Origin of the sequence: Erythrobacter sp., from assembly GCF_023653175.1 — a bacterium.
GTDB lineage: Bacteria > Pseudomonadota > Alphaproteobacteria > Sphingomonadales > Sphingomonadaceae > Erythrobacter.
Genome location: NZ_JAMNXL010000138.1, coordinates 1 through 9,404, shown reverse-complemented (window position 1 = coordinate 9,404; position 9,404 = coordinate 1). Strand labels below are relative to the sequence as shown.

10 protein-coding genes and 1 tRNA gene are annotated in these 9,404 nt (G+C 66.5%); 4 read left to right on the top strand and 7 right to left on the bottom strand.

All coding sequences use genetic code 11. The features are described from left to right. Positions 1-40: 40 nt before the first annotated feature. From NBV68_RS14200 to NBV68_RS14190, 3 genes are all read right to left on the bottom strand, one after another. On the bottom strand, positions 41-310 hold the full coding sequence (locus NBV68_RS14200) for a hypothetical protein (RefSeq protein ID WP_296310820.1): 270 nt from the start codon (positions 308-310) through the stop codon (positions 41-43). A gap of 10 nt (positions 311-320) precedes the next feature. After that, on the bottom strand, positions 321-998 hold the full coding sequence (locus NBV68_RS14195; protein WP_296310818.1) for a DUF4102 domain-containing protein: 678 nt from the start codon (positions 996-998) through the stop codon (positions 321-323). 184 nt (positions 999-1,182) lie between these two features. Further along, positions 1,183-1,269 (bottom strand) — tRNA-Leu (locus tag NBV68_RS14190). A gap of 211 nt (positions 1,270-1,480) precedes the next feature. Between NBV68_RS14190 and NBV68_RS14185 the strand changes: the two genes are divergently transcribed. Further along, a complete protein-coding gene (locus NBV68_RS14185) occupies positions 1,481-2,461 on the top strand; it encodes a complex I NDUFA9 subunit family protein (RefSeq protein WP_296310816.1) in 981 nt (326 codons plus the stop codon). A 174-nt stretch (positions 2,462-2,635) separates the two neighbouring features. Here NBV68_RS14185 and NBV68_RS14180 read toward each other — a convergent pair whose 3' ends face one another. Both NBV68_RS14180 and NBV68_RS14175 read right to left on the bottom strand, forming a co-directional pair. Then, on the bottom strand, positions 2,636-3,097 hold the full coding sequence (locus NBV68_RS14180; RefSeq protein WP_296310814.1) for a hypothetical protein: 462 nt from the start codon (positions 3,095-3,097) through the stop codon (positions 2,636-2,638). A gap of 86 nt (positions 3,098-3,183) precedes the next feature. Beyond that, the gene (locus tag NBV68_RS14175; protein ID WP_296310813.1) at positions 3,184-4,062 is read right to left on the bottom strand and encodes a dienelactone hydrolase family protein; all 879 of its coding nucleotides are present in this window, start codon (positions 4,060-4,062) and stop codon (positions 3,184-3,186) included. Between the two features lie 124 nt (positions 4,063-4,186). Here NBV68_RS14175 and NBV68_RS14170 point away from each other — a divergent pair, with 124 nt between their 5' ends. Genes NBV68_RS14170 through NBV68_RS14160 form a run of 3 tightly spaced genes read left to right on the top strand, consistent with a single transcriptional unit; the run spans position 4,187 to position 7,956 of the window. Next, positions 4,187-6,364, top strand: coding sequence for a PQQ-dependent dehydrogenase, methanol/ethanol family (locus NBV68_RS14170; RefSeq protein WP_296310811.1), 2,178 nt, complete (start codon positions 4,187-4,189; stop codon positions 6,362-6,364). Between the two features lie 26 nt (positions 6,365-6,390). Next, the gene (locus NBV68_RS14165) at positions 6,391-7,497 is read left to right on the top strand and encodes a hypothetical protein (RefSeq protein ID WP_296310809.1); all 1,107 of its coding nucleotides are present in this window, start codon (positions 6,391-6,393) and stop codon (positions 7,495-7,497) included. 3 nt (positions 7,498-7,500) lie between these two features. After that, the gene (locus NBV68_RS14160; RefSeq protein ID WP_296310807.1) at positions 7,501-7,956 is read left to right on the top strand and encodes a sulfur transferase domain-containing protein; all 456 of its coding nucleotides are present in this window, start codon (positions 7,501-7,503) and stop codon (positions 7,954-7,956) included. Here NBV68_RS14160 and NBV68_RS14155 read toward each other — a convergent pair. Both NBV68_RS14155 and NBV68_RS14150 read right to left on the bottom strand, forming a co-directional pair. After that, complete coding sequence (locus NBV68_RS14155) at positions 7,953-8,366, bottom strand: VOC family protein (RefSeq protein ID WP_296310805.1); 414 nt, start codon at positions 8,364-8,366, stop codon at positions 7,953-7,955. The genes NBV68_RS14160 and NBV68_RS14155 overlap by 4 nt on opposite strands. 33 nt (positions 8,367-8,399) lie before the next feature. After that, on the bottom strand, positions 8,400-9,404 hold a 1,005-nt coding region (locus NBV68_RS14150), incomplete at its 5' end, for a serine hydrolase domain-containing protein (RefSeq protein ID WP_296310803.1).

Sequence of the window (9,404 nt, the reverse complement as noted above, 5' to 3'; positions counted from 1 at the left end):
CGGATTAGCTGGCTGCCGCCCTCGGCTGCGGAAGTTGAATCTATGGCTGCTGCGTATCCAATGCTCGGGTCAGTCTGCGCTGGACCAGCTGGAATGCCGCCAGTTCGCATTCCCAGACTGTCAAAACTGTCCATCCTAAAGCCTGAAGTTGCTGCACGTTCCGCGCGTCTCGATCACGATTGGCGTCTAGCTTAGGCTTCCAGAAATCTGGTCGGGATGCCGGTATCTTGGCTAGCTTGCACGCTGGGTCTTGGTGATTGTGCCAGAAGCATCCGTGCACGAAAATCGCCACCCGCCGACCTCGAAACACGATGTCGGGCTTAGCCGTCGTAGGCTTCGATCGCCCTCATCAGCTCACCGACCTTCTCAGGCTCCACGATCGCCGCATAGGACTTGGGGACCGGTGCGAGCAGCGACCCACTCAGCAGGTGGGCCGGATCAGCTTCGCAACGGGCCGTGGCCACACCGAATCTGAAGACACGGCTCGCAAACGACCTGGTTCGTTTGGCGCTCTCCCTGTTGCCCTTGCGTTCGATCTTCCTCAGGGCAGCCAAGAGCTCGTGTGGGGTAATCTCGGCGATCGGTCGCTTGCCGATCGGATTTCTGAGCTGATCGAGAAAGTACCGGAGCTTCCGCAGGGTTGCTGGTGCCATATTCTCGGCTTCGCGCTTGGCGATGAACTCCTCGGCGACATCCTCGAACAGGTTGCCGGCCCGGATCTGAGCCGCGAGCTTTTCTTGGCGTCGGCGTTGGACCGGATCGCCTCCACGCGTCTTCTCGAGCCTGGCCTCGTCACGACGTGCCCTAGCTTCCTTCAGGGTGACCTGAGGGTATGTGCCGAGGGTGAGTGTCTGCTCTTTACCGTGAATCCTGAGCTTGTAGATCCAGCTCCTGGTTCCCGTAGGCCGAACCATCAAGATGAGGCCTCCACCGTCGGGCAGCTTATACTGCTTATCCCTCGGTTTTGCTGCGCGAATTTGGGCGTCGGTGAGGGGCATTGGGGGTTTCGCTTTCAGAAAACGTCGTTCTGCAGGCCGATCTGGGGGTTCGAACCCCCTTCTGAACCCCACGAGACCCCCGATTCAGGGTGAACGTGGCTGAACGAGCATGGACGCTGGAAGCGAATATATGGCTGTTTTCTGCGGTTTTCCAACCGCAGACAGCCTAACATGGATAGGTGAATGGTGCCCAGAAGAGGACTCGAACCTCCACGCCCTTGCGAGCGCCGCCACCTGAAGACGGTGCGTCTACCAATTCCGCCATCTGGGCACGGGGCCTTCGGTCATCGCTGCCGGAGGCTGGGTAGACGCGGGCCATTACCGAAGCGTTCGGGGGGCTGTCAATGCAAACCTCCTGTCCCTCGCGCATTTCGCTCGCTAGCAGCCGCGCGGCCTGCTTCGCCCCCTTGCCTCGCCCGCGCGCATGCCGCAAAGCACCCTCGCATCACGAGGCAGCCATCACGAGCGAGCACAACCCCACAATGCCCTCCTCCACCTCTTCCCCCGTTTCCTCCCCGCTGGCCGGCAAGCTGGTCGCTGTCTTCGGCGGCACCGGCTATATCGGCAACTACGTCGCGCAAGGCTTGCTCTCGCGCGGGGCGCGCCTGCGTCTGGCGAGCCGCGCGCCGGCCAAGGCGCAGAGCCTCAAGCCGCTCGCCAACCTCGGCCAGCTCCAGCTGATGCCCTGCGACGTCACCAACGAGGCCCACGTTGCAGCCGCGCTCGAGGGGGCGGACTATGTCGTCAATCTCGTCGGAGCCTTTGCGGGCGACCTCGTGAAGCTCACCGGCGAGGCGCCCGGCACCGTCGCGCGGGCTTCGGCGGAGCGGGGCGTCACGGCGCTCGTCCAGATCAGCGCGATCGGCGCCGATGCCGCATCGCCCACCGCCTATGCCCGGGGCAAGGCAATGGGCGAGGCCAATGCGCTCGCCGCCTTCCCGACGGCCACCATCCTTCGCCCCTCGATCGTGTTCGGCAAGGACGACCAGTTCATCAACCTCTTCGCCGGGATGATCGAGCTTCTGCCCGTCCTCCCCGTGTTCGGGCCCGAGGCAAAGCTGCAGCTGGTCCACGCCGATGACGTGGCCGAGGCCATCGCCCGTGCGCTCGAGCACCCCGAGCTCCATGGCGGCAAGACCTACGAGCTGGGCGGGCCCGAGCAGCTGAGCATGATGGAGATCCACCGCCGCATCGCTGCAGCGCAAGGGCGCAAGCGGACCTTCCTCGCCATGCCCGATGGCGTGTCGGCGACCTTCGCGGCGCTCCCCGGCACCCCGATGAGCCGCGACCAGTGGACGCTGCTCAAGCCGGGCAGCACGGTCGCCCCCGGCGCGCTCGGACTTGCCGACATGGGGATCAAGGCCAAGCCGCTTGGCCTGTTCCTCGACAAGTGGATGCTGCGTTACCGCAAGCACGGCCGCTTCGGCGCTGCGAACGAGCGGGCCAAGGGGCAAAAGGATTGATTGGGGCGGGCCGCCAACGCGTGCGTGTCAACCGTTCCTTATCTCAAATTTCCCCGGCTTGACCCGGGATCCCGCTTCGTCATTTCGGGGCAGAGATTGGCGCGAGCGGAGCGGGGCCCCGGATCAAGCCAGGGGAGACTGGGTCGCGGAAATTCGCTCGCAAACAGGCATCGACTAGGGAATTAGGATATTCCCCGAGGCTTCCTTCATCCGGGACGCTGGCGGCATTGTTGGATTGCTTGGATAGCTGGCTCCGTCGAAGGCCAGCTTCACGTTCTGCGCTTCCATCAGCCCGCCTCCGCTGACCACCACAGATAAATCCCGCCACCCCTTCGTCGCGCTATCAAGAAGGCGGACCGGCAGGTGAGTGACCGTGGTTTTGGACACCAGGCGAAACGAGTCTCGTTCGTGGGCGACAATGAACAATGTACACCCGCCGCTTCCGCACCATCGGGGGTCGGTCGCGTAAAGGATGGTCTCGGCGGATCCGTCGTCGTTCAGGTCGGTGCTTGCCGACTTGTAGCTGGATAGGCCTAGCTTCTCCTTGACATAGGCGTCCAAGGGAAGCGGGCCCGCTTCCGAGTGCGGTGTTTCGCAGCCAGCAAGATGGCAGCACAGGCCCAGCAGAGCTGCCATGCGCGCCTGCTTAGACAGGACATCCGGTGACGGCACGCGCGAGGCCCGCGGAAATGCCAGCGTCGCAGGGATGACGAAGGAAGTCTTCAGGCCAAAGCCGCCCCGTAGAGCGCCAGCAGATCCGCCTCGCCCTTGCTCGCAGCGGCGGCGTTGAAGGCGGGACTGTCGGACACCATCCAGCCGTGGTCGCCGGCGTAGACCTCGACTTTCGCTTCGACCCCGGCGGCCTTGGCGGAGTCGGCAAAAGTGGTCTTGTCGGTGGGGGCCTTGGCGTCGTCGTCCTGCGCGACCGCGATCAGCAGGTTCGCGTCGACCTTGCCGAGCACCTTGTGCGGGCTCATGGGCGCGTCGGGGCGCACCAGCCCGCCGCCGTGGAAGCTGGCCGCAGCCTTGATGCGGGCGGGGACGGCGGCGGCGCTCCACACGGTGAAGGGGCCGCCCATGCAATAGCCCTGCGTGCCGATCCCGCGCGCGGTGTCGACGCCTTCTTGCTGATCGAGCCAGGCGACGATCGCGCTCGCGTCGCTCATGATCGCCTCGGCATTCAGTTTGCCGCGCCACGGGCCGACCTTCTGGAAGCCGCCTTGCGAAATGAAGGCGGCGAAGTCGGCGAACTGCTCGCCCGCGACGTCGCGGTAATAGGGGTTCACGACGAGCACGGTGTAGCCCGCACCCGCGAGCGCGCGGGCGATGTTGCGCTTGGATTCGCGGATGCTGGCGATGTCGGGCCACAGGATCACCGCGGGGTGCTTGCCCTTGTCGGGCTGGACGAGGAAGCCGTCCATCGTGCCGTCGGGCGTGGCGAAGCTGACGCCCTGCTCCTTGAGGCCGGCGGCGGGGCTCGCCTTGCCCTCGCTCGCGCCTTGCGTGCAGGCCGCGAGCGCCGCCGCGCCGCTCAACGCGCCGAACTGGCGGCGGCTGATGGCGCCGCGCGCCCATTCCTCGAGCTTGCTCTCATCGCACATCGAAACTCTCCTTGGCGCCCACCTGCCGCCTGTTCTGACGCGAGCGGGCGTGTTCCACAAGCGGCAATGGACAAGCGGTGCACGGCGCGGCAACATACGGCAAAACGAACGGGGAGTGGGATCGATGGATGTGAGGCGCTGGGCCGCAGGGGCGGCCGCGTTGCTTTCGGCAGGAATGCTGGCCAATTGCAGCCAGATTTTCGGCAGCAGCGAGGTGGCAGGCGGCGTCACCACCGCGATGCTGGTCGGCGCGGACGAAGACAGCGCCAACTGGATCAGCCACGGGCGCACCTATTCCGAACAGCGCTTCTCGCCATTGGACGCGGTGAACCGCGACAATGTGGGCCAGCTCGGGCTCGCCTGGTACGCCGACATGGACACCGGGCGAGGTCAGGAAGCGACGCCGCTGGTGATGGACGGCAAGCTCTACCTCACCACCGCGTGGAGCAAGGTGAAGGCCTTCGACGCGACCACAGGCGCCAAGCTGTGGGAATACGACCCCAAGGTCCCGGGCGAGACTGGGGTCAAGGCCTGCTGCGACGTCGTAAACCGAGGGCTGGCGGCTTACGGCGACAAGCTCTTCTTCGGGACATTGGACGGCCGCCTGATCGCGCTCGACCGCGACACCGGCAAGCCCGTGTGGGAGAAGGTCACGGTCGACCAGTCCAAGAGCTACACCATCACCGGCGCGCCGCGCGTGATCGACGGCAAGGTGATCATCGGCAATGGCGGCGCGGAGTTCGGGGTGCGCGGGTTCGTCGCCGCCTATTCCGCGGACACGGGCGAGCAGCTGTGGAAGTTCTACACCGTCCCTGAGGGCGGTGACGCAAAGGACCAGCCCGCCTATCTCCAGAAGGCTGCGGAAACGTGGAACATGGACGTGCTCGGCGCCAGCGATGCGATTGGCGGCGGCGGCACGGTGTGGGATTCGATGGCCTACGACCCCGAGCTCGACCTGCTCTATATCGGAGTCGGCAACGGGAGTCCGTGGAACCGCGCCTACCGCAGCCCGGCCAAGGACGGCAGCGGCGGGGAGGGGGATAACCTCTACCTCTCCAGCATCGTCGCGATCCGGCCCGGCACGGGCGAATATGTCTGGCACTACCAGACCACGCCGGGGGAAACCTGGGACTTCACCGCCACCCAGCACATCATGCTCGCCGACATGGAGATCGAGGGTAAGCTGCGGAAGGTGCTGATGCAGGCGCCCAAGAACGGCTTCTTCTACGTGATCGACCGCGAGACGGGGAAGTTCATCTCCGCCAAGCCCTATGTGTCGATCAACTGGGCGAGCGGCATCGATTCTGCGACCGGCCGCCCGATCGAGAACCCCGAGACCCGCGTCGACCGAACGGGCAAGCCCGCGCTGGTGATGCCGGGCGCGCTAGGCGGACACAACTGGCACCCGATGGCCTTCAGCCCCACGGAGAAGCTGGTCTATATCCCGGCCTTCGAGGCGGGCATGCTCTACGCGCCCGAGGCCGGCTGGAAGGCCGACAAGGCGCGCGGGTTCAATGTCGGCTTCAACCTGGGCGCGGGCGATCTGCCGCCCGATGGCGGCTTCCGCAAGCAGGTCGCAGGCACGCTGCGGGGCATGCTGGTCGCGTGGGATCCGGTCGCGCAGAAGCCGCGCTGGACCGTCGAGCATCCCGGCCCATGGAACGGCGGCTTGCTGGCGACCGGTGGCGGACTGGTGTTCCAGGGCACCACCGGAAGCGAGTTCAACGCCTATGATGCGGCAAACGGCAAGAAGCTGTGGAGCTTCGCCGCGCAGACCGGCGTGGTCGCGCCGCCGGTCACCTACACGGTCAATGGCGAGCAATATGTCGCTGTTCTGGCCGGGTGGGGCGGGGCCTATGCGATCACGGTCGACGGCGATCTGCTGGCGAGGAAGGCGCCGGTGCGCAACATCAGCCGCCTGTTGGTGTTCAAGCTCGGTGGCACCGCCAAACTGCCGCCGCTGCCCGCGCTCGCCGACCTGCCGCTCGATCCGCCGCCCAGCACTGCGCCTGCTGCGGTGATCGCGGTGGGGCAGGCCAAATATGCCCGCTACTGCGCGGTGTGCCATGCGCCGGGCGCGGTGGGTTCGACCGTGCTCCCCGATCTGCGCCGCGCGGGCGCGCTCGAAAGCGCCGCGACGTGGAGCGCGGTGGTGCATGACGGCGCGCTCAAGGATCGCGGTATGGCGGGTTTTGCAGGCTCTTTGTCGAAAGACGAGATCGAGGCGATCCGCGCCTATGTCATCAAACGGGCGAACGAGGACAAGGCGCTGGAAGCGGGGACGAAAGTCGCCCGGCGGTAGCGCCGCAACCAAGGGGATCGCACCGCATGAAGACACGTCTCGCCGCAGCGCTCGCCGCGCTGGCTTTCACCGCGCCGCTCGCCGCCGAGGAGGCACCCGCTCCGGCGGCGGCGGTATCGGGCGAGTGGCGCACCTTCGCGACCGAGGCCTATCGCGGCAAGCGGGACTCGGTGAGCTTCGTCGACGCGAGCCATGGCTGGTACGGCACCGGCGCGGGCGATCTCTTCGCCACGAAGGATGGCGGCGCTACGTGGGAGAAGGTCGCCAGCCGCCCCGGCAGCTTCGTGCGCGCGGTCGGCTTTATCGACCGCCAGAGCGGCTTCATCGGCAATATCGGCACCGACTACTATCCCGGCGTCACCGACACCACGCCGCTCTACCGCACTCGCGACGGGGGCAAGACGTGGGAGGCGGTCGATACCGGGGAGGCCACGATCAAGGGCGTCTGCGCGATCGACATCCTCAGCGTGAAGCGCATCTATCAGGGCGAGCTTCAGCCGCGCACCGTGATCCATGCCGCAGGGCGCGTCGGCGGGCCGACCGGCATCCTGCGCTCGGTCGATGGCGGCGCAACGTGGTCGGTGATCGACATGGCGCCGCATGCCGGCATGATCCTCGACGTGAAGTTCTTCGACGAGATGACCGGCCTCGTTTTCGCCGCCACCCATGCCGATCCTGCACAGGCCGAGGGACTGGTTCTGCGCACCGAGGATGGCGGCAAGACATGGGCCGAGGTCTACCGCTCCGGTCGCAAGCTCGAGCTGATCTGGAAGGCGAGTTTTCCGGAAGGCGGCCATACCGGCTACGCCACCGTCCAGTCCTATGATGCGGCGCGCGCAACCCAGCTGGTGATCCGCAGCGACGACCGCGGGCGGACTTGGCGCGAGATCGAGATGGCGCAGGACAACACCGCGCGCCAGTTCGGGATCGGTTTCGTCAGCGCCGAAGTCGGTTTCGTCGGCACTGCCGCAGGGGGATTCGCGACGAAGGATGGCGGCCGGACGTGGGAGCGCGCACCGATTGCGCGAGCGGCGAACAAGTTCCAGGCTGTTGCGACGGACGATGGCTTGCGTCTCTACGCCATCGGCACCGAGGTGCAGGCGATTGACCTCCCCGCGCAGGGCAAGCGTTGACGCATGGCGGCCGATCCCGAGGATATCCGCAACTGGCAACGTCGCCCCGACGGGATCACCACCTCGGGCAAGCTCGAGGCATGCGATCCGGGGCGCCTTGCCGCGATCGGCGTGCGCCATGTGGTGAACCTCGCGCTGGACGAGCATCCCGAGGCACTCGCCGAAGAAGCTGCGCTGATGACGGCGGCGGGCATCGCCTACACCCACATCCCCGTCCCCTTCGACGCGCCGACGGGTGAACACGTGGCTGCCCTCGCGGCGGCGCTAGGCGAACACCCCGGCCCAACTCACGTCCATTGCATCATGAACTGGCGGGTGACGGCGTTCTTCTACCTGCTCGACATCGCTGCGGGGGTGCCCGAACCTGAAGCCCGCTCACGGATGGCGATGGTATGGAACCCGCTGGAGGACGAGCGCGCACCCGAAGCTTGGCGCGCGCTGCTCAAGGGCGGTGCTTAGCCCGCGAAGAAATTCAGCTCCAGCAGCACGTTGTTCGGATCCGCAGTGAAGATCTGCCGGAGGCCGATGGCCGGAATCTCGTTGACCTTGTAATCGGCGCCCCGCGCATCGAGCCGCGCCTTGACCACATCGAAATCCCCGCAGCGCAACGCCACGTGGTGGATCGCGCCGGTCTCCGCCCCCGGCGTCACCGCGCGCGCGAAGGTGCGCGGGCAATCGAGGGCATTGAGGTGGAGGATCGCCTGCCCGCCTGCGTCATACATCCAGCGGGCATTCTGCGGCGTCAGCGGCGGCGGGCCGTCGCGCTCCTCGAGATCGAGCAGTTCGGCATAGAACCGCGCGGTCTCGGCGAGCCGGTCGGTGATGATGTTCACATGGTCGAGGCGCTGGACGATCATGGGCACGGCCATGCCTTGCCTGCGCCGCGCGCGCACCTCTCGAAATCAGTCACCCTCAGGCCCGGTGTAATCCGCCCCGTAGACCGCGACGCGGAATTCGCGGTGCATGTCGTTGTCGAAGGGCACCTTCTGCGCCGCGAAGATCACCGCCATGTCCTGCGCCGGATCAACCCAGAACAGCGTCGAGGCAAAGCCGTCCCAGAAGAACTCGCCGACACTGCCGCGGTTCTCGCCTGCGGATTGCGGCGCGGCGGTGCGCACGAAAAAGTCGAAGCCGAACCCGCCGCTGCCCTTGCTCGGCAGCCATAAGCGGTTCTGCGCGGGGATGCGCGGGTCGAGTTGGTCGGTCGCCATCAGGCGGAGGGTCGAAGGCTTGAGGATGCGCGCCTCGCCCAGGCTGCCTTGCCCCAGCAGCATCCGTGCGAACTTCATGTAATCATCGACCGTGGTGACGATCCCCGCGCCGCCCATCGTCATCGGGCGGCCCATGAAATTGGCGTCGATCAGCTGCTCCTCCGGCCACGGGGCGAGCGCGCCTGCCTCGCCTTCATAGATCCGCGCCAGCCGCGCCCGGTCGGCAGGGGTGCGCTTCCAGCCGCTGTCCGCCATGCCGAGCGGCTGGAAGATATGCCGCGCCACATAGTCGGCGAACACCTCGCCCGACAGCACCTCCACCAGCCGCGCCTGCACGTCGACGCCCGCGCTGTAGTGCCAGCGCGTGCCGGGATCGAACAGCAGCGGCACCTGCGCCATTTTCTGCGAGAACTCGGCGAGCGTGTTGGTGGAGGACAGCGGTTGCAGCTCGGCCCAGACGCGGTCGGCTGCGGCATTGCTGCTTTCGCCATAGGTAAAGCCCGCGGTGTGGCGCAGCACGTCGCGGATGGTGACCTTGCGCTTCGGGTCGCGCAAGGCGGGCGAGCCATCGGGGTTCGTCCCGTCGGCCACTTTCAGCCCCGCATATTCGGGCAGGTGCCATTCGAGCGGATCGTCGAGCCCGAACTTGCCCTGCTCCCAAAGCTGCATCAGCGCGACGCCGGTGACCGGTTTGGT

What these genes read in the sequence shown, in the direction of transcription:
- NBV68_RS14195 (WP_296310818.1), bottom strand. Translation starts at nt 998, where the DNA reads ATGCCCCTCACCGACGCCCAAATTCGCGCAGCAAAACCGAGGGATAAG.
- NBV68_RS14185 (WP_296310816.1), top strand. Translation starts at nt 1,481, where the DNA reads ATGCCCTCCTCCACCTCTTCCCCCGTTTCCTCCCCGCTGGCCGGCAAG.
- NBV68_RS14180 (WP_296310814.1), bottom strand. Translation starts at nt 3,097, where the DNA reads ATGGCAGCTCTGCTGGGCCTGTGCTGCCATCTTGCTGGCTGCGAAACA.
- NBV68_RS14175 (WP_296310813.1), bottom strand. Translation starts at nt 4,062, where the DNA reads ATGTGCGATGAGAGCAAGCTCGAGGAATGGGCGCGCGGCGCCATCAGC.
- NBV68_RS14170 (WP_296310811.1), top strand. Translation starts at nt 4,187, where the DNA reads ATGGATGTGAGGCGCTGGGCCGCAGGGGCGGCCGCGTTGCTTTCGGCA.
- NBV68_RS14165 (WP_296310809.1), top strand. Translation starts at nt 6,391, where the DNA reads ATGAAGACACGTCTCGCCGCAGCGCTCGCCGCGCTGGCTTTCACCGCG.
- NBV68_RS14160 (WP_296310807.1), top strand. Translation starts at nt 7,501, where the DNA reads ATGGCGGCCGATCCCGAGGATATCCGCAACTGGCAACGTCGCCCCGAC.
- NBV68_RS14155 (WP_296310805.1), bottom strand. Translation starts at nt 8,366, where the DNA reads ATGGCCGTGCCCATGATCGTCCAGCGCCTCGACCATGTGAACATCATC.